This is a genomic window from Bordetella sp. N (genome assembly GCF_001433395.1).
Lineage (GTDB): Bacteria > Pseudomonadota > Gammaproteobacteria > Burkholderiales > Burkholderiaceae_B > Bordetella_C.
The window spans coordinates 6,576,596-6,602,600 of record NZ_CP013111.1 but is presented as its reverse complement, the minus strand read 5'-3'; the positions used below and the strand labels follow the sequence as shown (position 1 = coordinate 6,602,600).

At 64.8% G+C, this 26,005-nt stretch carries 25 protein-coding genes; 18 read left to right on the top strand and 7 right to left on the bottom strand.

The features are described from left to right. Positions 1-22: 22 nt before the first annotated feature. Complete coding sequence (locus ASB57_RS28515; RefSeq protein WP_057655315.1) at positions 23-718, bottom strand: response regulator; 696 nt, start codon at positions 716-718, stop codon at positions 23-25. Further along, positions 699-1,271, bottom strand: coding sequence for an RNA pyrophosphohydrolase (locus ASB57_RS28510; protein WP_057655314.1), 573 nt, complete (start codon positions 1,269-1,271; stop codon positions 699-701). Before ASB57_RS28510 ends, ASB57_RS28515 begins: the two co-directional genes overlap by 20 nt. Before the next feature lie 66 nt (positions 1,272-1,337). Here ASB57_RS28510 and ASB57_RS28505 point away from each other — a divergent pair, with 66 nt between their 5' ends. From ASB57_RS28505 to ybgF, 8 genes are all read left to right on the top strand, one after another. Then, positions 1,338-3,071, top strand: coding sequence for a proline--tRNA ligase (locus ASB57_RS28505; protein ID WP_057655312.1), 1,734 nt, complete (start codon positions 1,338-1,340; stop codon positions 3,069-3,071). Continuing rightward, positions 3,068-3,490, top strand: a complete 423-nt coding sequence (gene ybgC / locus ASB57_RS28500) for a tol-pal system-associated acyl-CoA thioesterase (protein WP_057655310.1) — start codon at positions 3,068-3,070, stop codon at positions 3,488-3,490. The genes ASB57_RS28505 and ybgC overlap by 4 nt, the downstream gene beginning before the upstream one ends. Before the next feature lie 2 nt (positions 3,491-3,492). Next, entirely contained in the window at positions 3,493-4,167 is a 675-nt protein-coding gene (gene tolQ, locus ASB57_RS28495) for a protein TolQ (RefSeq protein WP_057655309.1), read from the top strand. Further along, positions 4,167-4,649: a protein TolR gene (gene tolR, locus ASB57_RS28490; protein ID WP_057655305.1), complete on the top strand. Its 483-nt coding sequence runs from the start codon at positions 4,167-4,169 to the stop codon at positions 4,647-4,649. The genes tolQ and tolR overlap by 1 nt, the downstream gene beginning before the upstream one ends. A gap of 50 nt (positions 4,650-4,699) precedes the next feature. Next, entirely contained in the window at positions 4,700-5,878 is a 1,179-nt protein-coding gene (gene tolA / locus ASB57_RS28485; protein ID WP_057655303.1) for a cell envelope integrity protein TolA, read from the top strand. Between the two features lie 16 nt (positions 5,879-5,894). Beyond that, positions 5,895-7,208 carry a Tol-Pal system beta propeller repeat protein TolB gene (gene tolB / locus ASB57_RS28480; RefSeq protein WP_057655301.1) on the top strand — a complete coding sequence of 438 codons (1,314 nt, stop codon included), beginning with the start codon at positions 5,895-5,897 and terminating at the stop codon, positions 7,206-7,208. Between the two features lie 31 nt (positions 7,209-7,239). Then, a complete protein-coding gene (gene pal / locus ASB57_RS28475) occupies positions 7,240-7,743 on the top strand; it encodes a peptidoglycan-associated lipoprotein Pal (protein ID WP_057655299.1) in 504 nt (167 codons plus the stop codon). 103 nt (positions 7,744-7,846) lie between these two features. After that, positions 7,847-8,539, top strand: a complete 693-nt coding sequence (ybgF, locus tag ASB57_RS28470; RefSeq protein ID WP_057655297.1) for a tol-pal system protein YbgF — start codon at positions 7,847-7,849, stop codon at positions 8,537-8,539. Positions 8,540-8,548: 9 nt separating this feature from the next. On the opposite strand, the gene ASB57_RS28465 is transcribed toward ybgF, so the two are convergent. Continuing rightward, on the bottom strand, positions 8,549-10,045 hold the full coding sequence (locus ASB57_RS28465; protein ID WP_197424883.1) for a heparinase II/III family protein: 1,497 nt from the start codon (positions 10,043-10,045) through the stop codon (positions 8,549-8,551). Between the two features lie 186 nt (positions 10,046-10,231). Between ASB57_RS28465 and ASB57_RS28460 the strand changes: the two genes are divergently transcribed. The 6 genes from ASB57_RS28460 to ASB57_RS28435 all read left to right on the top strand — a co-directional run bounded on the left by ASB57_RS28460 (position 10,232) and on the right by ASB57_RS28435 (position 17,687). Next, positions 10,232-11,068: an alpha/beta fold hydrolase gene (locus ASB57_RS28460; protein WP_057656527.1), complete on the top strand. Its 837-nt coding sequence runs from the start codon at positions 10,232-10,234 to the stop codon at positions 11,066-11,068. 71 nt (positions 11,069-11,139) lie between these two features. Beyond that, positions 11,140-11,694 (top strand): MgtC/SapB family protein, encoded by a 555-nt coding sequence (locus ASB57_RS28455; protein ID WP_057655293.1) that lies wholly within the window; start codon positions 11,140-11,142, stop codon positions 11,692-11,694. A gap of 182 nt (positions 11,695-11,876) precedes the next feature. Then, positions 11,877-15,068, top strand: coding sequence for a response regulator (locus ASB57_RS28450; protein ID WP_057655291.1), 3,192 nt, complete (start codon positions 11,877-11,879; stop codon positions 15,066-15,068). An 8-nt stretch (positions 15,069-15,076) separates the two neighbouring features. Next, positions 15,077-15,892 carry a protein-glutamate O-methyltransferase CheR gene (locus ASB57_RS28445; RefSeq protein WP_057655289.1) on the top strand — a complete coding sequence of 272 codons (816 nt, stop codon included), beginning with the start codon at positions 15,077-15,079 and terminating at the stop codon, positions 15,890-15,892. Beyond that, entirely contained in the window at positions 15,889-16,563 is a 675-nt protein-coding gene (locus ASB57_RS28440) for a chemotaxis protein CheB (RefSeq protein ID WP_082621905.1), read from the top strand. Before ASB57_RS28445 ends, ASB57_RS28440 begins: the two co-directional genes overlap by 4 nt. A 2-nt stretch (positions 16,564-16,565) precedes the next feature. After that, positions 16,566-17,687: a hybrid sensor histidine kinase/response regulator gene (locus ASB57_RS28435; RefSeq protein WP_057655284.1), complete on the top strand. Its 1,122-nt coding sequence runs from the start codon at positions 16,566-16,568 to the stop codon at positions 17,685-17,687. On the opposite strand, the gene ASB57_RS28430 is transcribed toward ASB57_RS28435, so the two are convergent. The 3 genes from ASB57_RS28430 to ASB57_RS28420 all read right to left on the bottom strand — a co-directional run bounded on the left by ASB57_RS28430 (position 17,638) and on the right by ASB57_RS28420 (position 20,489). Beyond that, a complete protein-coding gene (locus tag ASB57_RS28430) occupies positions 17,638-18,618 on the bottom strand; it encodes a sterol desaturase family protein (RefSeq protein WP_057655282.1) in 981 nt (326 codons plus the stop codon). The two genes, ASB57_RS28435 and ASB57_RS28430, sit on opposite strands and share 50 nt — an antisense overlap. Positions 18,619-18,709: 91 nt before the next feature. After that, complete coding sequence (locus ASB57_RS28425; protein ID WP_057655279.1) at positions 18,710-19,528, bottom strand: polysaccharide deacetylase family protein; 819 nt, start codon at positions 19,526-19,528, stop codon at positions 18,710-18,712. After that, positions 19,512-20,489, bottom strand: coding sequence for a YncE family protein (locus ASB57_RS28420; RefSeq protein WP_369822886.1), 978 nt, complete (start codon positions 20,487-20,489; stop codon positions 19,512-19,514). The genes ASB57_RS28425 and ASB57_RS28420 overlap by 17 nt, the downstream gene beginning before the upstream one ends. Positions 20,490-21,146: 657 nt before the next feature. On the opposite strand from ASB57_RS28420, the gene ASB57_RS28415 reads away from it, so the two are divergent. Next, positions 21,147-22,451 (top strand): class I SAM-dependent methyltransferase, encoded by a 1,305-nt coding sequence (locus tag ASB57_RS28415; RefSeq protein WP_057655277.1) that lies wholly within the window; start codon positions 21,147-21,149, stop codon positions 22,449-22,451. A gap of 45 nt (positions 22,452-22,496) precedes the next feature. Here the strand turns inward: ASB57_RS28415 and ASB57_RS28410 are convergent, their stop codons facing one another. Further along, complete coding sequence (locus tag ASB57_RS28410; protein WP_057656525.1) at positions 22,497-23,189, bottom strand: PepSY-associated TM helix domain-containing protein; 693 nt, start codon at positions 23,187-23,189, stop codon at positions 22,497-22,499. A 169-nt stretch (positions 23,190-23,358) separates the two neighbouring features. On the opposite strand from ASB57_RS28410, the gene ASB57_RS28405 reads away from it, so the two are divergent. The 3 genes from ASB57_RS28405 (at position 23,359) to ASB57_RS28395 (ending at position 25,962) form a co-directional block, all read left to right on the top strand. Beyond that, positions 23,359-24,102 (top strand): sulfite exporter TauE/SafE family protein, encoded by a 744-nt coding sequence (locus ASB57_RS28405; RefSeq protein WP_057655275.1) that lies wholly within the window; start codon positions 23,359-23,361, stop codon positions 24,100-24,102. A gap of 30 nt (positions 24,103-24,132) precedes the next feature. Continuing rightward, entirely contained in the window at positions 24,133-24,918 is a 786-nt protein-coding gene (locus ASB57_RS28400) for a 2-keto-4-pentenoate hydratase (RefSeq protein WP_057655273.1), read from the top strand. Between the two features lie 144 nt (positions 24,919-25,062). Then, the gene (locus ASB57_RS28395; RefSeq protein ID WP_082621904.1) at positions 25,063-25,962 is read left to right on the top strand and encodes an ROK family protein; all 900 of its coding nucleotides are present in this window, start codon (positions 25,063-25,065) and stop codon (positions 25,960-25,962) included. Positions 25,963-26,005: the final 43 nt, after the last annotated feature.

Here is a 26,005-nt window from a genome sequence, read left to right as displayed (position 1 = left end):
ACGATCATGGAAGGGCTGGTCCTTATGCCTCGGCCGATTCGCTGGTGCTGCTGGTCACGCTTTCCAGCATGTAGCCCAGCCCGCGCACCGTGACGATGCGGATGTCGCTGCCCGCCAGTTTCTTGCGCAGCCGATGCAGCACCACCTCGATGGCGTCCGGATTGGCTTCGCTGTCGTGGTTGAAGACCTTGCCGAACAACTGCGACTTGTCCACGGGATAGCCGCTGCGGGTCAACAGCGCCGCCAGAGCCGCGTGTTCACGCGGCGTCAGGAACAGCAGGGAACCGTCCAGGGTGAAGGCACGGCTTTCACTGTCGTAAGCCAGGGAACCGCACTGCAGCCGCGGATGTTGCCGGCCACGGCTGCGCCGCACCAGGGCGGTCAGCCGTGCTTCCAGCTCTTCCAGGGCGAAAGGCTTGGTCAGGAAATCGTCCGCACCCAGGTTCAGGCCGCGCACGCGGTCTTGCAACGCGCCCTGCGCCGTCAGCACCAGCACCGGGGTACGGTCGTCGCGATTGCGCATTTCACGCAGCACCACCAGCCCGTGCTTGTCGGGCAGGCGCAGGTCCATCACGATGGCGTCGTATTCGGTCCCGGCCATGAAGGCTTCGGCCGTGCGTGCGTCCGCCGCGTGATCGGGCACGAATCCACTCTGAGCCAAGGCACGCACCAACCACGATGCCATATCTCTTTCATCTTCAACCAGCAATATGCGCATGCCCGTCGGCTCCTCCGCCCGAGTTTTCGCTGGCCCGCTGTCCGTGCACACGTTGGCGCAGATAGCGGGTTTCATGGTGGCGCCGGAACAGAATCGTCGACAACTCGTTCAAGGCGTTGGTATAGACCTCGCGCTTGAACTCGATGACGGCGTCCAGCGGCACCCAGTACTGGCTCCAGCGCCAGGCGTCGAATTCCGGATGCTGCGTCGCGCGCAGGCAGACATCGCTGTCGCGCCCGACGAGACGTAGCAAAAACCAGATCTGCTTCTGTCCTTTGTAATGGCCACGCCATTCGCGCCGGACGAAGTGGTCCGGCACGGTGTAGCGCAGCCAATCGCGTGTACGTCCCAATATGCGGACATGCTCGGGATTCAACCCTACCTCTTCATGGAGTTCGCGGTACATGGCTTGTACGGGACTCTCCCCGTACTTGATCCCGCCCTGCGGGAATTGCCATGCATGCTCCCTTATCCGCTTACCCCAAAAGACCTCGTTTTTGCTATTTACGAGAATGATGCCGACATTGGGACGGTAGCCTTCGCGGTCAAGCATGGGCCACCCCCAGCAAATTCAATACAATTACGCCTGATTATACGTACCTGCCGCCACCTGGAAACCATGCGAGCCTCCAACTATCACATCAATACCCTCAAAGAGGCCCCGGCCGAAGCCGAAGTGGTCAGCCATCAGCTCATGACACGTGCGGGCATGATCCGCAAGCTTGCGGGTGGCATCTATACGTACATGCCCTTGGGCCTGCGCGTCATCCGCAAAATCGAGAACATCGTCCGGCAGGAAATGAACGCCGCCGGGGCGATCGAGCTGCTGATGCCGGTGGTGCAGCCGGCCGAGCTGTGGCAGGAATCGGGCCGCTGGGTGCAGTACGGTCCTGAACTGCTGCGCATCAAGGACCGCCACGACCGCGATTTCGTCCTGCAGCCCACTTCCGAGGAAGTGATCACGGACATTGCCCGCAATGAAATCCACAGCTGGCGCCAGCTGCCGGTGAATTTCTATCACATCCAGACCAAGTTCCGGGACGAACGCCGCCCCCGCTTCGGCCTGATGCGCGGCCGCGAATTCACCATGAAGGACGCCTACTCCTTCGACCGTGACGAGACCAGCGCCCTGGCCAGCTACGACGTCATGTACGCCGCGTACATGAAGATCTTCACCCGCCTGGGCCTGGAATTCCGCGCCGTGGCGGCGGACACCGGCTCCATCGGCGGCACGCGCAGCCATGAATTCCAGGTGATCGCCGATACCGGCGAAGATCTGATCGTCTACAACCCCGACAGCCAATACGCCGCCAATATCGAATTGGCCGAATCGGGTCCGCTGATCGCCGAGCGCGGCGCGCCGTCGCGCGCGCTGGAAGCGGTGCCCACGCCGGGCGCCGCCAAGTGCGAGGACGTCGCGGCTTTCCTCAAGATTCCGCTCGAAACCACCCTGAAGTCGCTGGTGCTGGCCACCGAGCCGGAAAAAGGCCCGGTCGAGATCTGGCTGCTGCTGCTGCGCGGCGACCACACCCTGAACGAAATCAAGGTCAGCAAGGTAAAGGGCCTGGACAAGGGCTTCCGCTTTGCCACCGAAGCCGAGATCGTCGAGCATTTCGACTGCAAACCTGGCTATCTTGGCCCGATCAAGACGGCAAAGCCCGTGCGCGTGGTGGCCGACTCGACCGTCGCCAAGATGCACGACATGGTCTGCGGCGCCAACCGCGAAGACTTCCACTACGTCGGCATGAACTGGGGCCGCGACCTGCCGGAACCCGAAGCGGTGGCCGACCTGCGTAACGTGGTGGCGGGCGACCCCGCCCCGGACGGCAAGGGCACCCTGGCCATCCAGCGCGGTATCGAGGTGGGCCATGTGTTCTTCCTGGGCACCAAGTACTCGGAAGCCCTGAAAGCCACCTTCCTGGACGAGACCGGCAAACCCGCCGTGATCCAGATGGGTTGCTACGGCATCGGCGTCACGCGCATCGCCGCCGCGGCGATCGAGCAAAATCACGACGGTAAGGGTATTATCTGGCCCCGCCCCATTGCCCCCTTCGAAGTGGTGATTTGCCCTGTGGGATGGGGGAAAAGTGAAACAGTTCGTAACACCGCTAATGATCTCTATGAAGCGCTGCGCGAGCGTGGCATCGATGTTCTGCTCGATGACCGCGATGCGCGACCGGGTGTCATGTTCGCCGAGTGGGAGTTGATCGGCGTGCCCCTGCGCGTAACAGTTGGAGAGCGCGGGCTCAAGGACGGCGTGCTGGAATTGCAAGCCCGACGTGAGTCCGAAGCGGCCAAGATAGGCTTGGACGAAGCGCTGGATCAGATATTGGCCAAGCTGGACACCCTTTGAATTCTTCCCCCGCCAAGGTTTCGACGCTGGCCATCCGTGTCTACTACGAAGATACGGATGCCGGCGGAATCGTTTTTTACGCTAATTACCTAAAATTCATGGAGCGCGGACGCACGGAATGGCTTCGTACCCTCGGGTACGGCCAAAACCGCATGGCCGCCGAGACCGGACGCCTCTTCGTGGTGGTCAGTCTGGACATGTCCTACCGTAAGCCTGCGCGACTCGACGACCTCCTTAGTGTTGAAACCTCCGTTACACGGCTGGGGCGAGCTTCGATACACTTCGCGCAGCGGGTGCTTCGCGAGGGGGAACTGCTGGCCGAAGGAAGCATCCAAGTGGGCTGTGTGGATGCAAGCAGCCTGCGACCCGCGGAATTACCCAAGGACCTCCGCGTAACACTGGAATCTATTCAGGGATAAAAATGCAAGTCTCCAACGACATGTCGTTGTTTACGCTGATCGGCCACGCAAGCGTGCCGGTCCAGCTCATCATGCTGATGCTCCTGGGCATCTCCATCATGTCCTGGACGTATATCTTCGGCAAACTGATCGCCATCAAGCGGGCGCATCAGCAAACCCGCCGCTTCGAAGACGACTTCTGGTCGGGCGGTGATCTGTCCATGCTGCAGCAGGCCGTCGCCAGCCGCCGCGCCGAACAAGGCGCGCTGGCCCGTATTTTCGACGCCGGCATGACCGAGTTCCTCAAGGCCCGCCGTGGCAGCGCCAACGCCGAAGCCCTGCTGGACGGCCCGCGCCGCGCCATGCGCGCCGCCTATCAGCGCGAGATGGACGCCCTGGAGTCGCACCTGAACTTCCTCGCCTCGGCGGGATCGGTCAGTCCCTATATCGGCCTGCTCGGCACGGTGTGGGGCATCATGCACGCCTTCATCGGCCTGTCGAACATGCAGCAGGCCACCCTGGCATCGGTAGCGCCGGGGATTGCCGAAGCGCTGATCGCCACGGCCATCGGCCTGTTCGCCGCCATCCCCGCGGTGGTGGCCTACAACCGCTATACCAACGATATCGACCGCATCTCGATCCGCTTCGACAGCTTTGTCGATGAATTCTTGAACATTCTGCAACGGCAGGTGCGCTGATGGGATCGATGCGTTCGGGCGGCCGCGCCGGCCGCCGCATGAAGTCCGATATCAATGTGGTGCCCTATATCGACGTGATGCTGGTGCTGCTGGTGATCTTCATGGTCACCGCGCCGCTGATCACGCCCGGGCTGATCAACCTGCCTTCGGTGGGCGCGGCATCGGATGTGCCGGTCAAGCCGCTCGAAGTGCAGATTTCGTCGAATGGCGAGATTGCCCTGCGCATGCGTGAACCGGGCGCGAATCCGGAAACCATCGCCCGCGCCGAGCTGGTCAACCAGGTGCGCCAGCGCATCACGGCGGAAACGCCCGTGGTGATCGCGGCCGACGGCAAGGTGCCTTACGAATCGGTGATGAAGGTCATGGACGAGTTGCGCGTGAATGGCGTGACCCGGCTGGGCCTGCTGGTCGACCAGCAGTCTTCGACGGGTGCCGCGGCCAGCGCCGCTGGCCAGCCGGCCGCGCAACCCAAGCGCCGCTGAGCCACCACGCACGCCGAGCCGCCCAGGCCGAAACCACCACTGCAATATTCATGACGCCTCCTCCGATCATCAAACATCACAGCGGTCCGCCCGAGCGCCCGCCTGCCCAGGACAACTGGAAGGCGCTGGGGCTGGCTTTGCTGGCTCACTTGCTGTTGTTCCTGATTTTGATTTTCGGGGTCAGCTGGCATACGGAGAACCCGGGCCCGGTGCAAGTGCAGTTGTGGGCCAAGGGCGATACGCCCGACGCCGCGCCGCCGCCTCCGCAACCCCAGCCCAAGCCGCAGCCCCAGCCGGAACCGCAGCCGCAAACGCCGCCGCCTCCGCCGCCCCAACCCGCGCCCGCGCCGCCGCCGCCCACGCCGACCCCGCAGGTGCAGCCCAAGGACGAGCCGGACCCCGAGATCGCGCTGGAAGAGGCTCGCAAGAAGAAAGAACAGGAAGAGAAGGACCGCCAGGCGGCTGAAGCCGCCAAGGAAAAGGCGCGTCTGGAGCAGGAACGCAAGGAAGCGGCCGAGAAGGAAAAGGCCAAGCTGGAACAACAACGCAAGGACGCCGAGAAAGCCGCCGCAGCGAAGGCTGCCGCGGAGAAAGCCGCCGCCGACAAGGCCGCGGCGGATAAGGCTGCCGCTGAGAAAGCCGCTGCTGAAAAAGCCGCCGCCGACAAGGCTGCTGCCGACAAGGCGGCCGCTGACAAGGCCGCCGCCGAGAAGAAAGCCAAGGATGACGCCGCCAAGAAGGCGGCTGCCGACAAAGCCGCTGCTGACAAGGCTGCCGCCGAGAAGGCCGCTGCTGACAAGGCGGCCGCTGAAAAGGCCGCCGCCGACAAAGCCGCCGCCGCCAAGAAGGCCGCGGCCGACAAGGCGCTGCGCGACGCTTTCCGTAATGACGCCATGGGCGCCGCGGGTATACCGAACGGAACCGCCGACCGCAATCAGGCAGGTGGTGGACGCGACGACGGCTACGGCGCCAAGGTGCGTGCCTGCATCCAGCCTGGCGTGTCGTATCCGTCACCGCCGCGAGCCGGATCGCAAAATCCGACGGCCGAATACCGGGTACAGTTACGTTCGGATGGCAGCGTCGCGGGGGTCACCCTGTCCCGCTCCTCGGGCAACACAGGTTTCGACCGTGCTGTTGAAACCGGGATCCGCCGCTGCAACCCGTTCCCGAAGCCTTCGACGGGACGGTACGAGCCGCTGATCGAAATCAATTATCGAATGTACGACTGACAGGAGATTGCCACTCATGACCCCCGTCTCTAGCCGACCTGCGCATTACGCCGCAATGCGGATGTATGCCTTGGGCCTGCTGCTGTTACTGGCGGCCCTGTTCGTCGGGCGCCCGGCCCACGCACAACTGCGTGTGGATATTTCCGGCACCGGCGCAACACAATATCCCGTCGCCATCGCTGACTTCGCGGTGGACGATGCCCACGGCCGTGCCCTGGCCGAAATCATCCGTGCCGACCTGAATCGCACTGGCCAGTTCCGCCTGATCAACGCCGCCGGCGCCGGTCTGAATGTCGACAGCCCCGTGGCCTATGACGACTGGCGCGGCAAGGGTGCCGACTTCCTCGCCTACGGCAGCATCCAGCGTGGCGCCGACGGCCGCTATGACGTGCGCTATCGCCTGGCCGACACGGTCAAGAAGGGTCAGCTCGACGGCGTCGCCTTCTCCGGCACCGAGCAGGAACTGCGCCGCGTGGCCCACCAGATCGCCGACCGGATTTACGAGAAAATCACGGGCGTGCGTGGTGTGTTCTCCACCCGCATCGCTTATGTGCTGAAGCTGGGCGCCACCTACGAACTGCAGGTCGCCGACGCTGACGGCCAGAATCCGCAGGTCGCCCTGCGCTCGCGCGAGCCCATCATTTCGCCCGCCTGGTCGCCCGATGGCAGCCGCCTGGCTTACGTCAGCTTCGAATCCGGCAAGCCGGTGGTCTACATCCGCACGCTGTCCTCGACCGCGCGCGTGCCTATCGCCAACTACAAGGGCAACAACTCGGCCCCCGCCTGGTCGCCGGACGGCAGCTCGCTGGCCGTGGCCCTGACCCGCGATGGCTTGTCCCAAATTTATGTTTTGAATGCCGACGGCTCGAACCTGCGCCGTATCACCCGCTCGCCGGGCATCGATACGGAACCCGCGTTCACGCCTGACGGCCGTTCCCTAGTTTTCACGAGTGACCGTAGCGGCGGCCCGCAGATCTACCAGGTAGGTCTGGACGGTGGCGAACCGCGCCGCCTGACATTTAACGGCGGTTACAACATCTCACCCCGAATTTCCCCAGACGGTTCGACGCTCCTGTACGTTGCTAGACGAGACGGTGCGTTTCGCATCGCTTCGTTAAACCTGTCGTCCGGCAGCGAAAACTTGTTGACTGATGGTCGTGACGATCAGTCTCCAAGCTTCGCCCCGAATGGCATGCAGGTACTCTACGCCGCTACACAAGGCGGGCGTAGCGTCCTTGCGGGGGTATCGAGTGACGGCCGCGTACGGCAGACGCTTTCGGTACTGAATGGGGAAATACGTGAACCAACTTGGGGCCCATTTACCCGATAACACGTGTGACTCTCTCTTCAAAGGAACTATCATGAAGTCGCGCATTGCCAAAAGCTTGACCATTGCCGCTCTGGCCGCCACTCTGGCAGCTTGCAGCTCCGTCCCTCTCGACGATAAAGCGGGTCAGGGCGCTGGCGCTGGCCAAGGCTCGTCCGCCAACTCGGGCGAGATCCTTGATCCTTTCAACCCGCAAAGCATCCTGGCGCAACAACGCTCGGTGTACTTTGACTTCGACAGCTACACGGTGTCGGACCAGTACCGCGGTCTCGTGGAAACCCACGCCCGCTACCTGGCTTCGCATCCGCAACAGCGCGTGAAGGTCGAAGGCAACACCGACGAACGCGGCGGTGCCGAGTACAACCTGGCCCTCGGCCAGCGCCGTGCGGATGCCGTTCGCCGCACGATGACGCTGCTGGGCGTCAGCGATCAGCAGATCGAAACCATCAGCTTCGGTAAGGAAAAGCCGAAGTCGTCGGGTTCGTCGGAAGCTGATTTCGCCGAAAACCGCCGCGCGGACATCAACTATCTGCGTTAATCTCAACGACGCCTGATATTTGATAGCCCCACAATGCGTCGGGACGGTCTAGGCCGCCCGACGCTTGTTTTTTGTGGGGCCCCCTTCTTTTCCAGGAATTTTTATGAGCGATCGAGTATTCCCTTTGCGTAGCCTGGTATTGACTGCCGGCCTGGCGTTTGCCGCCCTGTCTTCACCCGCCAACGCATTTGCCGACGATGATGCGCGCAAGGCCATTCTTGATCTGCGCCAGCAAGTCCAGCAACAGAACGACCAGAACGTGCGCGCGCGCCTGCAACTGGCTGACCAGATCCAGGCCCTGCAGACGCAGATCCAGCAGTTGCAGAACCAGCTGGAGCTGGCGACGCGCCAACCCGCTGGCGGCAATCGCCCCGCGGGCGGTGGCAATCCCGGCGATACGGGTAGCGCGACGGCGGGTGACCCGCAAGAACAATCCGCTTATGACGGCGCCATCGATCTGTACCGCAAGGGGCAGTACAAGGATGCCGCCGAGTCCCTGACCGCGTTCACGGCCTTGTATCCCAATAGCGAAATGGTGCCTTCGGCGCTGTTCTACCTGGGCAGCAGCCGGTATGCGCAGAAGGACTTCAAGGGCGCCATCGAGCAGCTCAACAAGATGGTGCAGTCATCGCCCGACAATGCCCGCGCGCCGGATGCGCTGCTGGTGGTTGCCGGTAGCCAGATCGAGTTGAATAACCGGGCTGGGGCGAAGTCGACACTGCAACGCATTGTGAAGGATTACCCGACTGCGCCGGCCGCGACGACGGCCAAGAGCCGGCTGCAGTTGCTGCAGTAATAATCGCCGTCAGGCGAAGGTGAATTCAAAAACGTGGGCGGTGTGGGCCGGGGCGGTATAGACCAGGCGCGTGGTCTGGTCTATCTGGCGCCGGTCGGTGCCCACGTAAGGCACGGGCGCGGCGCTCCAGGTGCCGCTGCTGTCGGAGGCTCTCACCATACCGACCGGATCTCCACCTCGCGACAGGTGGATGCAACCATCGATTTCCACGAACGCGACGTCAGGGGCCAGGACAAAACCGTGCATGCCCAGACGTAAGTTGCCGTCGGCCGCCACACCCTCCCCCTCACCCCCCGAAACCTTGATCCAGTCCGTGAGCGTCAGCTTGTTGCCCGTCAAGGTCCAGCAGCGGCTGACGACGATGCCCGGAATGCGGGAATGGCTGCCCCTCAGCTCGAATCCCCCCTCATGGCGCGACCAGCTACGCAAGCCGGAACCCGTGGGCCTGCGGCTTCTGCCGCCGAAGGGCGCGTCCGCCACCGTCACGGCGCTATGCACGTCCGCCGTGCCCAGTGCCTTCGTCACGCCGGGATTCGCCGCGTCGCTGTAGCCGGGATCGTCGAACACCATCCGCCCATCCAGCTCCAGACAGAACGACAGCTCATCGTCCTGCTTGTGATGCGCGGAGTTCCAGGTGGCCGTGGCGACGAAATGCACCCTGGGCCCGGGCAGCTCCCTGATATACGAAAAAAACCCGCTCTTGCAGTAAAGCCGCTCGGCCGCATCCACGGGATCGTCCGGCCGGGCCACGGCAGGATCGATCTCCGGATGCGCCGCCAGGATCGCCGCATTCGGCAGCCGAAAGGAATCGCCTATGGGAAAGAACTGGCCGTTCGACCGCGTGAAGTACGCGCATAACTCGCGCGACGCATTGGCCAGACGCCCCTGCTGCGCACGCTGGACCTCGGTCAGCCCTGCTGCCGCCGCGCGCAGGAAACGCAACACCACGGGATAGTTGTGCTCCTGGTACGAAACCGAGTGTTCCCGCGTCACGCCGGCTTCGTCATACAGCGCCGCCTGTGAAGCCATACCCCGGCGCACGACCGACTCGCGCAGGTCCATGTCGTCGGACCCCATGGCATCGAGCGCCTCCAGCAAGGCGGTATCCGCCATCACGCCGTGGTTGTGGCCCGGCCGGTACACCGCCGGCGACAACAAGGCGACCATGTCCTCCCGCATCAGGCGTTCACAAAGTATCACCCCCTTGCGGTCTCCCTGACCCTGGAACACGGCGCGGAACGTGCCCAGGTATTCCAACCGTATGGTCGTGGTGTGATCGCCGTTGGCGGTGCCGACCATGCTGTTGGCCTGCTTGCGGACAAAATGAAAGTCGTGAAAATCGGCCAGGAAGGCCCGCAAGGTGGCGGGTGCGAGCACGTCCATCCATCTGAGGCTGAGCAGGTGATGACGCCAGTTGAGGACATTGAAGGGATCCATGGCCCAATCGACCGGGACCCGCAACGCCAGCGGGCCGAGCCTGCGATAGGCAAGGGTGTATGCCCCCACATCCCCCTCCTCCTGGGGATCGCTTGTCGTCATAAGAGCTCTCTTGGATGTGGTTTTTGAGCGCCGCGCTTCGAACGTCAAAGCTACCTGCCCCCCTGCCTGATGTCCATCCGATGTAAGGGGTAGCACTGGAGCGCTAGAATCGAAGTTACGTTGTCCTTGCCGCCCGTCGTCCAGCCGCGCCCCATGCGATCCGAATACACACCTGAAATTCTTCACGCCGATCTCGGCAGTCACGCCCTGGCCTATGCCACGGCCGGCCAGGGCACGCCCTTGCTGTTCCTGCATGGGTCGCTCTGCGACCTGCGCTACTGGAAATACCAGATGCCGCCGCTGGCGCGCTGCTACCAGACCCTGAGCGTCAGCCTGCGCCATCACTGGCCGGAACGCTGGGACGGCGACAGCGACGACTTCTCCCTGCAGCAGCATGTCGATGACATGGCTGTCTTCCTGGAGCAGGCGGTGGCCGGCAAGGCGGCCCACGTGGTGGGCCACTCCCGCGGCGGCCGAGTCGCTTACGAACTGGCGCGCCAGCATCCCGCCCTGGTGCGCAGCCTGGTGCTGGCCGACCCCGGTTTGTCGGTCAACGACGAGGAAGACCGGCGCGGCGATTTCCGCAAGCACGCCATGGAAGCGATACGCGCGGGCGACGTCGAAGGTGGCCTGGCGTTGTTCATCGACACCGTGACCGGGCCCGACACCTGGCGCCGCATGGTGCCCTGGTTCAAGGACATGGTGATCGACAACGCCAACACCCTGCTGGGACAGGGCCGGGAGGCGGGCTATCGGCTGAGCGAAAACACCGCGCGGGCCATGGACAAGCCCGTGCTGTTGATCGGTGGCGCGCTGAGCCCGGCGCCCTACCCCGCCATCCTGGATATTTTGCAAAATCTGCTGCCCAATGTGCGCCGGGTGGATATCCCCGGCTCGTCGCATGGCATGAACCTGGGGAATCCGCGGGCGTTCAATCACGCCGTGCTGGATTTCTTGGCGGCCTGTGAGCACGTGCCTGCCTGCGCGTGAGCAGGCCCGCCAGCGGCGGTTAGTGAGTCTTTATTTTTTTGGGGGCATCCCCAAAGCGCCGAAGGAGTGGCATGGCCGGTAGCATCGATGTCATCTGGAACACGGTCCGGGAAGAATTTTCAGACCTGCAGGACCTGGCCGCCTTCACGCGCGTGTTCGTGCGCCTGATGCTGGCCGTCATCCTGGGCGGCATCCTCGGCTACGAACGCCAACTCACGGGCAAGCCCGCGGGGCTGCGCACGCACATGCTGGTTTCGCTGGGGGCCGCGTTGTTCGTCCTGGTACCGCTGCAATCGGGCATGCCCGTCAACGACGTCAGCCGCGTCCTGCAGGGCGTGATCGCCGGCATCGGCTTCCTGGGCGCCGGCGCCATCATCAAGATGAGCGAGGAAGGCCAGATCAAGGGCCTCACCACCGCGGCCAGCATCTGGCTGACCGCCGCCATCGGCGTGGCCGCCGGCCTTGGACGGGAGGCCACGGCAGTGTTCGCCACCGTGCTGGCGCTCATCATCCTGGGCGCCCTGCACAAGCTGGACAAGTGGATCGCCAGGTCGGCCAAGCATCGCAACGCGCACACTGCGCCGGCAGGGAGCGCACCGCGCGAGCTGGCGTCCCACGAGGAATAGCGGCCCCGCCCGCTGGGCGCACGACCCAAGTCGCGCGGCCTGAAGCGCGCCCCCACGCAAGATCCTGGCATGACTCCACCTTCAGGCACGCTACTTGCTGACGGCACGCTTTTTGCCGATACACTAAGTAACGTGCGGTACTATCCATAGTACCCTCAGGATCAGCCCCTTAATCGCGTCCCATGCACACTCAAAACAAAGACGATATGCCGGTATTCGTCGGCATCGCCGCGCTCAGCGCATTGATTTTCGGGACGGATGTCGTCACACAGCTGGGAGTCGCAGTCTGGGTTTTCTACATCATCCCGGTCGCGCTCAGCGTATTCCAGCGTAATAAATACCTGCCTGTCGTGGTCGCCATCATCGAGATGGTCCTGATCGTGGCGGGCACCTTCCTGCCCTTGGGCAACGACATCCAGCTACGCAACGTGATCAACCGCACCTTCGGCGTGATCACGATCTTCGCCACGGCCACGCTGGTGATGCAGGTGATCGGCGCCCGCATCAAGTCGCAAGCCCTGGCCTGGTTGCAGGAGGGCAATGCCACGGTGTCGAAGGACCTGCTGGGCGAACAGACAGTGGAAGACGTCGGCCGCAATGCCTTGTACGCCTTGGCCCGCTACCTGGACGCGCAGATCGGCGCCATCCACCGGCTGGACCGCGGGGCCCTCACCTGGATCGGTGGTTTTGCCTGCGAACGCAGCGACACGCCGGCCAGCGCCGGCCTGGCGCAGGAAGTCGCCACTCACGGCGAAGCGCTGGTGGTGCGCGACCTGCCCGATAACTATGCCGCGGTACGGTCCTCGGTGGGCCAGGGGCAGCCGCGCACGCTGATCCTGGCGCCGGTGCGCGCCGAGGGACGCATCCAGGGCGTCATCGAACTGGCCTTTTTGCGCAATGGCGATTTTTCGCAGGTGCTGACGCTGCTGGACAGCGCCGGTGAAGACATCGGCGTGGCCTTGCGCTCGGCCCTGTACCGCGAACACCTGCGCGACCTGCTGGAAGAAACCCAGCGCCAGAGCGAGGAACTGCAGACCCAGCAGGAAGAACTGCGGGTCTCCAACGAGGAGCTGGAAGAACAGGGCCGTGCCTTGCGCGAGTCGCAACAGCGGCTGGAGCAGCAGCAAAGCGACCTGATCCAGAGCAATACCCAGCTGGAAGAACATACTTCACGTCTGGAACGGCAGAAGCGCGACTTGCTCAAGGCCCAGCACGCCCTGGAAATCAACGCCCAGGAACTGCACCGCGCCAACCGCTACAAGTCGGAATTCCTGGCCAATATGTCGCACGAGCTGCGCACGCCGCTGAACAGCTCGCTGATCCTGTCGCAGATGCTGGCCGGTCCCAAGTCCAGCACCTTGGCCACCGCGGAAATCCAGCGTTATGCACGCACCATCCACGCGTCCAATAGCGATCTGCTGTCGCTGATCAACGATATCCTGGACCTGTCCAAGATCGAAGCGGGTCACGTCGACATGGAGACCAGCGTGGCGTCGCTCAACGGCCTGCTGGAAGCCCTGCGCCAGATGTTCGAGCCCATCGCCGCCAGCAAGGGCCTGGGTTTCCGCGTGGTCGTCGAAGACAGCGCCCCGCACAACCTGATCACCGACCGCAGCAAGCTGCAGCAGGTGTTGAAGAACCTGCTGGCGAATGCCTTCAAGTTCACCGAACAGGGCGAGGTGACCCTGACCGTGGCGGGCGCAGCGGACGCGCGCGTGTCTTTCGCGGTCACCGATACCGGCATCGGCATTCCCGAACAGCAGCAGGACGTGATTTTCGAAGCCTTCCGCCAGGCCGACGGCACCACCAGCCGCAAGTACGGCGGCACCGGGCTGGGGCTGTCGATCTCGCGGGAACTGACCCGTCTGCTGGGCGGCGCGCTGCGTGTGTGCAGCACCCCCGGCAAGGGCAGCACCTTCACGGCGGAAGTCAGCACGCAACTGGACCAGGCCACCATCGCGCCGTCCAGCCTGGTGCCCAAGGGCGCCGGCGCGGCCCCCAAGGACGCGCCGGAAGCGTCTACCGCGCAGAGCCGCAACGAATCCGAAACCGCCAGCAGCGGGTTCTCCTACGGGGATCCCATCCCTGCCAGCTTGCCCGCGGCCAGGCCGGCCGCGCCCGGCGCGGCGGCGGCGCTGGACGATACCGGCGCTACGGTGCCCGCGGCCTTGCCGCGCGGCGACGTCCACGATCGCCGCTTCGACCGCCTGGTGCTGGTGATCGAAGACGATCAACGCTTTGCCGACATCCTCTATGAAGTGGCGCACGAACAGGGCTTCGACTGCGTGCTGACCGCCAACGGCGGCGACGCGCTGCGCCTGGCGCGCGAGCTGCGCCCGTCCGGCATCCTGCTGGACGTCGGCTTGCCCGACCAGTCGGGCCTGAGCGTGCTGGACCAGATCAAGCGGGACCCGCAAACGCGCCACATCCCCATCCACATGATCTCCGTGGCTGACCACGTACAGACCGCGCTGGAGCTGGGCGCCGTCGGTTACGCCGTCAAGCCGGTGGACCGGGAAGAACTGATCGCCGCGTTCGCCAAGGTGGAAGAAAAGCTGGAGACGCGCGCGCGCCGCATCCTGGTCGTCGAGGACGACGCCACGCTGCGCGAAAGCATTGCCTTGCTGCTGGGCGCCGACGACGTGGAAATCACCATGTGCGGCACGGTGGCCGATGCCCTGGAGCAGGTTGCCACGCACACCTTCGACTGCATGGTGATGGACCTGATGCTGCCCGATGCGTCCGGCTACGATCTGCTGGAGCAGATGGCCAGCGGCGGCAAGTACGCGTTTCCGCCCGTCATCGTCTACACCGGCCGCGCGCTGACGCGGGACGAGGAGACCCGGCTGCGCCGCTATTCCCGTTCCATCATCATCAAGGGCGCCAAATCGCCGGAACGCCTGGTCGATGAAGTCACCCTGTTCCTGCACCGGGTCGAGGCCTCGCTGCCGCCCGATCAACAGAAGCTGCTGCTGCAGGCCCGCCAGCGCGACGCCGTGTTCGAAGGCCGCCGCATCCTGCTGGTGGAAGACGACGTGCGCAACATCTTCGCCCTGTCCAGCGTGCTGGAGCCGCTGGGCGCGGAGATCATCGTCACCCGCAACGGCCGCGAAGCGCTCGATTTCCTGGCACGCGACAGCGCGGTGGACGTGGTGCTGATGGACTTGATGATGCCGGAAATGGACGGTCTGACGGCCACCCGCGAAATCCGCAAGCAGGCGCTGCTGCGCGACCTGCCCATCATCGCCCTGACGGCCAAGGCCATGGTCGATGACCGCAAGAACTGCCTGGACGCGGGCGCCAACGACTACATCGCCAAGCCCATCGACATCGACAAGCTGGTGTCGCTGTGCCGCGTCTGGATGCCCAAGTAAGCCCGACCATGGACGCCATTTTCGACATCGAACTGAAACTGCTGCTGGAGGGCGTGTACCTGCGCTACCAGCACGATTTCCGCGGCTATGCCGTGTCGTCGATGCGGCGGCGCGTGCAGCAGGCCATGGAGCACTTCGAGTGCACGTCGGTTTCCCAGTTGCAGGAGAAGGTGCTGCATCAACCGGCGATATTCGCGCAGATGCTGCAGTTCTTCACCGTCCAGGTCAGCGAGATGTTCCGCGACCCGACCTACTTCCGCGCCCTGCGCGACGTGGTGGTGCCGGTGCTCAAGACGTATCCGTCCGTCAAGCTGTGGGTGGCCGGCTGCAGCAGCGGCGAGGAAGTCTGGTCGCTGGCCATCCTGCTGGAAGAAGAAGACCTGCTGGCGCGCTCGCTGATCTACGCTACCGACATCAACCCGGACGCACTGCGCGCCGCGGAAAGCGGGATCTACTCCCTGGACCGCATCGCCCAATTCAGCAAGAACTACCGCGCCGCGGGCGGCAAGGGGTCGCTGTCCGACTATTACACATCGAACCTGCACGATGCCCGCTTCGACCGGCGGCTGCGTGAGCATGTGGTCTTCGCCGACCACAGCCTGGCGACGGACAGCGTGTTCTCGGAGGTGCACTTCATCTCCTGCCGCAACGTCCTGATCTACTTCAACCGCGAGCTGCAGGACCGCGCCACCGCTCTGTTCCATGAGGCGCTGGTACGGCGCGGATTCCTGGGCCTGGGCTCCAAGGAAAGCCTGCGCTACACCAGCCAGGCCGCGCAGTTCCTGGAGCTGGACCGCCAGGAAAGGATCTACCAGCGCCTATGAGCCCACGATCGTCCTTTGCCTCGGGGGGCACGTCATTGGCCTCTTCCAGGACTGCCACGCCGGCTGCCGCCCCTACGCACGGCGCCGTCGAGCTGGTCACCATCGGCGCGTCCGCCGGCGGCGTGGAAGTGCTGAGTACCTTGCTGACCGCGCTGCCGGCCGATTTTCCGGCGGCCGTGGCCATCGTGCTGCACATTCCGCCTGACCGCGACAGCCTGCTGCCGGCGCTGTTCGCGCCGCGCTGCGCCCTGCCCGTCAAGGAAGTGGAAGACAAGGCGCCCATTGAAGCCGGCACGGTGTATTTCGCCGCGCCCGATTACCATATGCTGGTCGAGCCCGACGGCAGCTTCGCGCTGTCGCAGGACGAGGCCGTGAATTATTCCCGGCCCTCCATCGATCTGCTGTTCGAATCCGCCGCCGTCGCCTATCGCGAGCGCCTGCTCGCCATCGTGCTGACCGGCGGCAGTGCCGACGGCGCGAGTGGTTTGAAAACCGTAAGAGAAATGGGCGGACGCGCCTGGGTGCAAGACCCCGCCAGCGCCGACGCCCCCGCCATGCCGGGCTTTGCCATCGAGCGCGCCGGCGCCGACCTGGTAACCGGCCCGGCCGCGCTCGCGCGCAGCCTGGCCGCGCTGGCCCACACTATTCCGCCTGTATCAAGGGACCGTTAGCCGTGACCGAAAACATCAATATATTGGTCGTCGATGACATCAAGCAGAACCTCGTCGCTTTCGAGGCGCTGCTGAGCCGGCCGGGCATTAACGTGCTGAAGGCCAATTCCGGCGTGGAAGCGCTGGAGCTGCTGCTGACCAATGAGGTCGCGCTGGCGCTGGTCGATGTGCAGATGCCGCAGATGAACGGTTTCGAGCTGGCCGAGCTGGTGCGCGGCAGCGACCGCACGCGCACCGTGCCGCTGATCTTCCTGACCGCCGCCACGCACGAGCGCGACGCGCATTTCCGCGGCTACGAAGCGGGCGCCGTCGACTTCATGTACAAGCCCATCGACAACGACGTGCTGCTCAGCAAGGTCAACGTCTTCGTCGAGCTGTACACGCAGCGCAAGCAGCTGGCCCGCCAGCTTGAAGAATTGCGCCAGGCGCTGACCTTGAACGAGATGTTCACGGCGGTGCTGGGTCACGATCTGCGCAATCCGCTGTCGGCCATCCTGCATGGTTCGGAGCTGCTGCTGCGTACCAACGACGATCCCCAGGTCTGCACCAATGCGCGGCGCATCAAGTTCAGCGCCGGCCGCATGGCCAAGATGGTCGACCAGTTGCTGGACGTGGCGCGCATCCGTTCCAATGGCCTGGTGCTGGAGCCGGCGCAAATCGACTATCGCGACATGTGCCAGGCCATCATCGAGGAGATCGCCGAGCCGCAACAGCGCGCGCGCGTCGAGCTGACGGCCCATGGCGACACCGTGGGCAAGGTCGACGTCGACCGGTTCTCGCAGGTGCTGTCCAACCTGATCGGCAATGCCTTGCAGCATGGCACGGCCGAGGCGCCGGTTGCCATCGACATCGACGGCCAGCAGGCTGACCGCATTCGTGTGCGGGTCCGCAATGGGGGCCTGATTCCGCCTGCCCAACTGCCGGATCTCTTCAATGCCTTCCAGGCCAGCCCGGAAAGCCGCACATCACGCAACGGCTTGGGCCTGGGCCTCTACATCGTGAAGAAGTTCGTCGATGCGCACGGCGGGACGGTGCAAGCCACGTCCTCCACGGGCGCCGGCACCGTGTTCGAGATCACGATGCCCCGCGCGGCCGGCGCCGGAACGCTCCGGCCAGGCGCTTGAAGCCCAGCCACTGCTGCGCGAAGAAGCCGCGGCCGTAATCGCGGCCGCCGGCTTCCGGCAGCTGGTCGGCGATACCCGTGGCGCCGTAATTGCCCTTGAAATGGGCGGTGCGGAACAGGATGTCCCAGATGGGGAACAGCACGGCGTAGTTATTGCCGATGACCTTGCCGGTGGCCGTCGTCTGATAGGCGATGGCGTGGTGCTCTCGATGGAATTTGGGGCCGACCAGCAGGCGCTGGCCGATACTGCCGAAGCTCATGCGCAGGTTGGCGTGCGACAGGCTTTCGATCAGCTGGGTGATGGCGACGATGGCCACGAACTGGGCCGGCGGCACGCCGATCAATTGCGAGATGACCACGATCACGGCGTCGTGCAGCAGGTCGTCGAGCAGGTGATTGCGGTTGTCGCTCCACATCGTCATCTGGCGGGTGCTGTGATGCACGGCGTGCAGCTGCCACATCCATTCGATGTTGTGCTGGGCGCGGTGGTACAGGTACTCGACCAGGTCGAAGATCACCAGATAGATGGCCAGGCTGACCAGAGCGTGATCCGTGATGCCGGGCCACAGGTTGTCCAGCTGGAAAGTGGAGAAACCCCAGACCTTCATCTGGCCGAAAAAGCTGTCGAACAGGGGATCGACCGAGAAGAACAAGGCCACGCGGAACAGGCCCAGGCGGTGGATCACCGTGTACAGCACGTCAAGCCGGATCTCCTTGCGGTTCAGCACTTTTTCCACCGGCCGCCAGCGTTGCAGCGGCCCGATCACGCAGAGCAGGACGATGATCTGTGCGATACCGGCCAGCAGCCACAAGGTGGCGTCGTAGGCGTCTTCCAACGCCCCGGCGAAGCCGAGGTGGTAAAGCACCGGCTGGATCAGGAACTCGAACAGCCAGTCCTGCGCCAGGCCGATGTAGTGATTGATGGTGTCCATGCGATGAGTCTCTCGGGCTTACCTGTGCTGCTTGCTTGTGTTGCTGCTTGCTTGTGTTGCTGCTTGCTTGTGTTGCTGCTTGCTTGTGTTGCTACTTGCTTGTGTTGCTCGCCACGGTCGCGGCGGTGGCCCACTTGCCGTATTCCGGATGCCGGGCCAGGGTCTGGAAACAGTAGCCCTTGGCCTGCAATCCGGTGATCAGCGGCTCCAGCACCGCCGGCGCCCAGGGATCCTGGCGTGACCAGATACCCAGGTGCGCCATCAGGATGTCGCCGGGCCTTATGTTTTCCAGCGCGCGCTCCAGCAGGCGCTGGTTGGGATACTTGTCGCTGGGCAGTTCATCGCCCAGGAACCCATTGGGCGCCCAGCCGACGTGGTGATACCCGCAAGCCAGCGCGGCCTTCAGCAGCGCGGGCGAGGTATGGCCGCCCGGCGCGCGAAACAGCGGCGCCATCCGTGCCCCGGTCATCTGCTGGAAGCGCCGGGCCGACGCGTTCAAGGCGTCGCAATACTGCGCGGCGGTGAACACTTCCTTCTTGCCCTGATTGGGGCCGGCACTGGGCCGCACCAGGAACTTGCCGTCCGGCAGGTCCTTGAGCCAATACACGTGATCGTAGGTATGCGAGCCGAATACGGCGCCGTCGGCCACGCGAGCCTTCCACCAGGGGGCCCACTGGTCGTCCAGCGACGAACCGTTGGTCTGGGTGCGTTCGTTGGCCAGGAAAAAACTGGCCGGCACGTGGTGCTTTTGCAGCACCTGCGCCACCAGCGGCGCCACACCCATATGTCCGGTATCGAAGGTCATATAGACGGGCTTGGCGCAGGTGGCGGGCGCCGGCGCGGCCACCGCCGCCTGGCAGGCGGCTGCCCCCAGGAGGACGGCGGCGACGGCCTTATTGCATCGAGACATGGTCCAGCGTCCACACGCCATGGGGCGAGCGTCCTACCGTCGTCTGTTGGGCGACATCCTTCTTGACCAGATCGATCACCGTCAATTTGCGGATCCAGCGCGACGTCACCAGCAGCGTCTTGCCGCCGGCCAGCACGTCCATGCAATCCGGGCCGCCGGGCGCGGGGTAGTTGTCGGTCACGGTCAGCGTCTGCATGTCGATGCGGCTGATGGTGTTGGCGGCACGATTGCTGACGAAGATATGGCGGCCGTCGCCCTGGGTGCGGAAAGCGTGGGCGCCCTTGTCGGTCTTGATGCGGGTGATGAGCTTGGCGGGCGACTGCGTCAGGTCATAGGCCTCGACGTAGGAATCGCCGGTCAGCGCCACCAGCATGACCTTGTCGCCGGGGACGACGTAGACGTCGGCGGGGATCTTGCCGACGGGCAGGACCCACTTCACTTTCTGCGTGGCCAGGTCGATGGCGTAGACCTCGTCGCTGTCCTGCATCGACACATAGGAGGTGGTGCTCTTGCTGTCGATGCCGATGTGGCTGGGGGTCTTGCCGGTGTTGACGCGCTTGAGCAGCTTCAGGTCGAAGCCCGACGCCTGCGGCACGTACTGATAGATGTCGACGTGGTTGAGGCGATTGGCGGCCGTCACGAAGTACTTCATGTCCGGCGAGAAACGCAGCTGATAGGGGTCGACGATGCCGGTGAGGGTGCGTTGCACCTGGGCCGTGCGCGGGTCGATCAGGGTCAGCGAATCGCTGGTGGCGTTGGCGACGATCAGGGACTTCTGGTCCGGGGAGAAGTACAGGTGATGCGGCTCTTTCCCCGTGGGGATGCGGCGCAGTTCCTTGTAGGTGCCCGGCTCAAGCACGCTGACGGAGGCGTCGAGCGAGTTCAGAACGAAGATGGGGTTCTGGGCAGCGGCGGGCTGGGCAGCGCGCGCGGAGGCGGCGAAGGCCAGGGTGACGGCCAGGAAGGTGCCGGCAAGCGTACGGGCGGAAGGCAGGAGCTTCAAAGCGGTGTGTCTCGGAAATAAGCTCGTTATAAGCGGGAAGTAAGCAACGCAAATTTTGACATGCCCTTGCAGGGGGGCCAGCGGTAATTTGCTGGCCGGGCAAGGAGTTGCGGCGCAGCAACAGGTGATGAGGTTGCCGCGGCGGGGCAATAAGCGGTGAGATTCTACGAAACTCTTTCAGGTTCTGTCAGGGGGGAACAAAACCTTTACAAATCATTGATATAGGTCAAGGGTTTGATGCGTTGCGTGAGGTAGAGGGTGGGGACACTGGGCGACAGCCGTCGCCCGCGCCGCGGGTGGGCCGCGGCGGGCTGGCGCCCGCCGCGTTGATTGCGCCTGGGCGCCGGGCGCGGTGCGCCCAGGCGCTGAGGGCGGAGGCGGCGGCCGGGGGGCCCGCAGGCCCGTCGCGCGTGCGCGACACGCTCGGCCGCTGAGCGCGAAGGCGGCGGCTTGGCAAGCGGCCTTCGTCGCGCCGGGTGCCATGCCCCCAGGCGTTGAGGGCGGGGGGCGCCGCGGTCGTCGCGCCGGGTGCGGTGCGTTCGGGTGCTGCGGGGAAGGTCGGGTGGGGCGCTATCATGGTGGGTTGTTTTTTGACTGACCTATTCCGGAGTTTCCATGACCGCCAGCCCTGCCATCCTGCATTGGACCGAGAGGGACGAAGAACGCCAGGCGGCCTGGCATTCGGAAAGCGCGGCGCCGCCGCCCCGCCGGGTGGTGGTCGCCGATGACACGATGACGGCCGATACGGCCTTCCGGATGGTCAACGAAGGCACCGCCCTGCTCTGGCGCGGCGACTTCCAGAACGCGCGGCAGTTGCTCCAGGCGCTGACCCGGCGGATGGATAACCGGAAAAAGGCCACCGCCGCTCCCACGGGCAAAAAAGCCAAGCAGGCAAAAGCCGCGGCTCGCCCCACTGACGCAAAAGCCTCGCTGAATATTGCCGCTGCCGCTCCCGCCGGCGCGAAAACCGCCCAGGATATGGCCGCTGCCGCTCCCACCGGCAAGAAAAACGCCCTGGAAGACTTCCCTCACGCATTCCACTTGCACCGTCAGGCCCGGGCCCAGCGGGCGCGGGCGTTGAACCTGCTGCTGTTGCCTTTCGACGCAGGCCACGTGCTGCCCCTGCGGCGCGCGCCTGACGTGCGGGAGGCCTGCGAGCAAGCGCACGGGCCCGCCACCCAGCCCTACGTGGCGTCGCTGCGTGAACTGCTGGGCCTGGTCGGCGCCTGGCAGTGGCGCCAACAGGGCGTGCCCGTGCCGGCCCTGGGCGGGGCCCATATCCACCCCTGGTATGGCGTGTACTCCCCCGTGCGCGGGGAATACCTGGATCTGATCGCGCAGGCCCCGCTGCCGCCCGCGGCCACCGCGGAGCAGGGCCTGGCCTATGACATCGGCACCGGCACCGGCGTGATCGCCGCGCTGCTGGCACGGCGGGGCGTGCCCCGAGTCGTAGCGACGGATCAGGATCCGCGGGCCCTGGCCTGCGCCAAGGAAAACCTGGCCCGCCTGGGCTACGCGAAGCAGGTTCAGGTCGAGCAGGCGGATCTGTTCCCGGCCGGCCGGGCGCCCCTGGTGGTCTGCAATCCGCCCTGGGTGCCGGCCAAGCCCAGCGCGCCTGTCGAATACGCGGTCTACGATCCTGACAGCCGCATGCTGCGGGGATTCCTGGCCGGCCTGGCCGCGCATCTGACGAAGGACGGCGAAGGTTGGCTGATCATTTCCGACCTGGCCGAGCATCTGCGCCTGCGCAGCCGCGAGACTTTGCTGGAATGGATCGCCGACGCGGGGCTGGAGGTGGTCGGCCGGCTCGATGCCAGGCCGCGCCATGGCAAGGTGCAGGATGTGGACGATGCGCTGCACGCGGCGCGGTCACGGGAAGTGACTTCGCTATGGCGGCTGCGCGCAACTGGGGAGAAATGATCAAGGGCGAATCCCTAAAGGGATTCGCCCTTTTGCTTGAACCGCTTATCCCAGCGTCGCGTTGACGACGAACAAGGTCGCCACGATGGACACGCCGAAGATGGCGGCGCCGACGGTGCGGCGTTTGTTCAGGCCGGTCCACAGCAGCACCCCCGTCAGGGACAGCAGGATCATGGCCCCGGCGATGGTGTCGGCAATCAATACCCACGCCACGCCGACGCCGTTGGCGCGGTGCAGGTTCTCCAGCACACCCATGATGCCCGGCTCCACACGCCGCACGTTGACCTGGTTGGCCCCCACCCAGTATTCCGCCTGCGCGGTGTAATTCGGCGCGCGGAAGTTCAGCTGCCAGCGCTCGGGCTGGATCGCGCTCTGGTCACCCCAGGCCACCGGATGCGCCTTTTCGCGTTGCACGCGCTCCGCCGGCCGCGGCAGTTTCAGCTCCTGTTGCAGCCACTTGTTCATGGCATCAGGATCGCTCGGCGCCGGCGAAGGCAGGTTCAAACGCAAGGTGGACACCTGCTGGCTGCCCGCCTCTATCTTCATCACCGCCCGGTGATTCTGAAAAAACCCGGTAAGACCGAACATCAGGCCCAGCAGCGCGCCCCACAGCCCGATCCAGCTATGCGTCTTGCGCAACCATTTGAGGAAGCTGCCGCGGCGGCCATTGGTATTGGCGACAGCGGGCTTGCGCAGCATGGGCTCGGCAGCCAGCAGCGCGGTATTGGAATCTTTCATGAACAAGGGGGGGAGTTTGAGTAAGCGCCCCAATGATATTGCATATCAACCTCATTCCTCATGACTATGACCGCCGCGAGAACAAAGTCCTGGTAATCCCTGTCGCCGCAGTGCAACAAGCCAGGGCGACGGAAATTTGTCAGAATCCGATGTTTCCTCCCAGGGCAGCATGAACACCTTCCCCATCGTGATCGCCGGCGCGGCCTGTGCCGGGTTTCTGCAAGGTCTGACCGGCTTCGGCTTCAGCCTGGTGTCCCTGTCGTTCTGGGCCTGGGTGCTCGATCCCCTTTTGGCGGCGACCCTGGCCGTGTTCGGCGGCTGGGTGGGCCAGGTGCTGGCCGCCTTCACCGTCCGCCGCAAAGTGAACTGGCGCAATGTCCTGCCTTTCGTGCTGGGTGGCCTGGCGGGCCTGCCCCTGGGACTGAAAGTGCTGCCGCTGCTGGACCCGCTGCTGTTCAAGGCCTTCCTTGGCATCCTGTTGGCGGTGTGGTGTCCCATCATGCTGATCGCGCCGCGCATACCGCGCCTGACCATGGGCGGCCGCGGCGCCGATGGCGCCATCGGCATCGTCGGCGGCGCCATGGGCGCCATGGGCGGCTTTTCCGGCGTCATCCCCACGCTCTGGTGCACCTTGCGCGGCTTCGACCGCGACACTCAGCGCGGCGTCATCCAGAACTTCAACCTGACCATGCTGACCGTCACCCTGGTCACCTATTGCGCCACCGGCATGATCACGCGCGACATGCTGCCCAATTTCGCCATCGTCGCGCCCATCGTGCTGGTCACGTCACTGATCGGCGGACGCGTCTACGTCGGCGTCAGCGATCTCACCTTCCGGCGCATCGTGCTTACCACCCTGACGGCATCCGGCATCGCGATGCTGGTCGCATCCGTTCCGAAGTTATTGACCTAAGTCTTTGATCCAGATCCAGGAGAACCTACCGTGGCACAACCGTTTGACCCCAAAGCCCCCGCCGACCTGCTGGTGCAAGCCGGCCGCAGCGGCCGCCAACTGACTGAATTGCCCGCCGAGCTGCGGCCCGGCACGCTCGCGCAAGGCTACGCCATCCAGGAAGCCCATGCGCAGGCGCTGGGCGAAACGCCCAAGGGCTGGAAGCTGGGTGTGGGCAGCGTGTCCGCCATGGCCGCCGGCAACCTGGAACGCCCGCTGGTGGGCCGGCTGTTCGCCGAACGCTTCCATCCCCCGGGCTCGACGGTGCAACTGCCGTGTGCGGCGCCGGTCACCGTGGAATTCGAAATCGCCTTCGTGCTGAGCCGCGACGTCGCGCCGGGCACCGCGCCCGCCGACGCGATGCGCGCGGTGGCCTCGACCCACGTGGCCTTCGAACTCGTGCAGTCGCGCTTCGTCGATCGCCGCACGGTGGGCTGGCCCAGCTTCGTCGGCGACAACGTCGGCTTCGGCGCCCACATCCTGGGCGAACGCATCGACCCGGCGCACATCAGCCGCGTGGTGAAGACGGTGGAAGAACAGGTGGACGGACTCGCCGTGGGCCGCGGGCTGACCGGCGACGACGCCATCGATCCCGTGCAGGCCCTGCGCTTTCTCTTCGAACATGCGACCAACCATGGCATCACCCTCAAGCGTGACGATGTCGTGACAACGGGCGCCGTCGCCAAGCCCTTCGACGTGGGCCCCGGCAGCGCCGACGTCACCGCGCTGTATCTGGGCGGCAAGCTGACCGTGCGCGTGACGACGCCGCAGGCTTGATACCGGCGCCCACGGCGCACTCAGCCTTCTGCAAGGTTGCTGGCTGATACCCGGCGGATACCCATGTAACCGCCGCTTGGTGTACCGTACCGCAGAGCTCCCCGCATCTCGCGGGGCGCGCGGCACACCAGGAGGACCTTGCAGATGAAGCCCGGCATTCTTGCGATCGATATTGGTGGAACCGGCCTGAAGGCCACGGTCATCGACGATCGAGGCCATATGCAAGTGGAACGCGTGCGAGTGGCCACGCCCCACCCTTGCCCGCCGGCGTTATTGCTGGAAAAGCTTGGCGAGATGGTCAAGACGCTACCCGCCTACGACCGCATCGCGGTCGGCTTCCCAGGCGTGGTGCGCAAAGGGCATGTCTACACGGCTGCCCATCTGGAAAGTCCGGAATGGATAGGCTACGACCTGGCGGGGGCCATTTCCAAAGCCGCCAGCGGCACGCCCGTCCAGCTGCTCAACGATGCCGACCTGCAGGGCCTGGCGCTGATCTCGGGCAAGGGACTGGAACTGGTGATGACGCTGGGCACCGGCATCGGCACGGGGCTGTACCGTGACGGCGAACTGATGCCGCACATGGAAATCGCCCATCATCCCATCCATAAGAACCGCACTTATGACGAATACCTGGGCGAAGCGGAACGCAAGAAAATCGGTCGCAAGCGCTGGAACAAGCGGCTGGCGCGCGCGCTCGACCTGATGACCATCCTGCTGCGTCCGGACCGCATCTACCTGGGCGGCGGCAATTCCGCGCGCGTCGACCTGAAGTTGCCCAAGCATGTGCGCCTGGGCTCCAACGACGCCGGCCTGGAAGGCGGCGCGTTCGTCTGGAACACGGCGCTGCGCAGCGCGGCCGGCAAGCCCGTGCCGCAGAGCGATACCGGCGTGCCGGTGCCGGAAGGCGGCGCGGCAGGCAAGTCCGCCGCGAAGAAAGCGGCGAAGAAGGCCGTTAAGACGGTCGCCGGAAAAACGGCGAGCAAAGTGGCAAGCAAAGCGGCAAAAAAGGCCGCGAAGAAGGCAGTCAAGAAGGCGGCCGCCTAGCCGCGTCCCGACGAGCCGCCTGGCAGGGAGTTGGGTACACCCA

Excerpts from the sequence above, each read along its gene's own strand:
- ASB57_RS28515 (WP_057655315.1), bottom strand. The coding sequence starts at position 718 with ATGCGCATATTGCTGGTTGAAGATGAAAGAGATATGGCATCGTGGTTG.
- ASB57_RS28510 (WP_057655314.1), bottom strand. The coding sequence starts at position 1,271 with ATGCTTGACCGCGAAGGCTACCGTCCCAATGTCGGCATCATTCTCGTA.
- ASB57_RS28505 (WP_057655312.1), top strand. The coding sequence starts at position 1,338 with ATGCGAGCCTCCAACTATCACATCAATACCCTCAAAGAGGCCCCGGCC.
- tolQ (WP_057655309.1), top strand. The coding sequence starts at position 3,493 with ATGCAAGTCTCCAACGACATGTCGTTGTTTACGCTGATCGGCCACGCA.
- tolR (WP_057655305.1), top strand. The coding sequence starts at position 4,167 with ATGGGATCGATGCGTTCGGGCGGCCGCGCCGGCCGCCGCATGAAGTCC.
- tolA (WP_057655303.1), top strand. The coding sequence starts at position 4,700 with ATGACGCCTCCTCCGATCATCAAACATCACAGCGGTCCGCCCGAGCGC.
- tolB (WP_057655301.1), top strand. The coding sequence starts at position 5,895 with ATGACCCCCGTCTCTAGCCGACCTGCGCATTACGCCGCAATGCGGATG.
- pal (WP_057655299.1), top strand. The coding sequence starts at position 7,240 with ATGAAGTCGCGCATTGCCAAAAGCTTGACCATTGCCGCTCTGGCCGCC.
- ybgF (WP_057655297.1), top strand. The coding sequence starts at position 7,847 with ATGAGCGATCGAGTATTCCCTTTGCGTAGCCTGGTATTGACTGCCGGC.
- ASB57_RS28460 (WP_057656527.1), top strand. The coding sequence starts at position 10,232 with ATGCGATCCGAATACACACCTGAAATTCTTCACGCCGATCTCGGCAGT.
- ASB57_RS28455 (WP_057655293.1), top strand. The coding sequence starts at position 11,140 with ATGGCCGGTAGCATCGATGTCATCTGGAACACGGTCCGGGAAGAATTT.
- ASB57_RS28450 (WP_057655291.1), top strand. The coding sequence starts at position 11,877 with ATGCACACTCAAAACAAAGACGATATGCCGGTATTCGTCGGCATCGCC.
- ASB57_RS28445 (WP_057655289.1), top strand. The coding sequence starts at position 15,077 with ATGGACGCCATTTTCGACATCGAACTGAAACTGCTGCTGGAGGGCGTG.
- ASB57_RS28440 (WP_082621905.1), top strand. The coding sequence starts at position 15,889 with ATGAGCCCACGATCGTCCTTTGCCTCGGGGGGCACGTCATTGGCCTCT.
- ASB57_RS28430 (WP_057655282.1), bottom strand. The coding sequence starts at position 18,618 with ATGGACACCATCAATCACTACATCGGCCTGGCGCAGGACTGGCTGTTC.
- ASB57_RS28425 (WP_057655279.1), bottom strand. The coding sequence starts at position 19,528 with ATGTCTCGATGCAATAAGGCCGTCGCCGCCGTCCTCCTGGGGGCAGCC.
- ASB57_RS28415 (WP_057655277.1), top strand. The coding sequence starts at position 21,147 with ATGACCGCCAGCCCTGCCATCCTGCATTGGACCGAGAGGGACGAAGAA.
- ASB57_RS28410 (WP_057656525.1), bottom strand. The coding sequence starts at position 23,189 with ATGAAAGATTCCAATACCGCGCTGCTGGCTGCCGAGCCCATGCTGCGC.
- ASB57_RS28405 (WP_057655275.1), top strand. The coding sequence starts at position 23,359 with ATGAACACCTTCCCCATCGTGATCGCCGGCGCGGCCTGTGCCGGGTTT.
- ASB57_RS28395 (WP_082621904.1), top strand. The coding sequence starts at position 25,063 with ATGAAGCCCGGCATTCTTGCGATCGATATTGGTGGAACCGGCCTGAAG.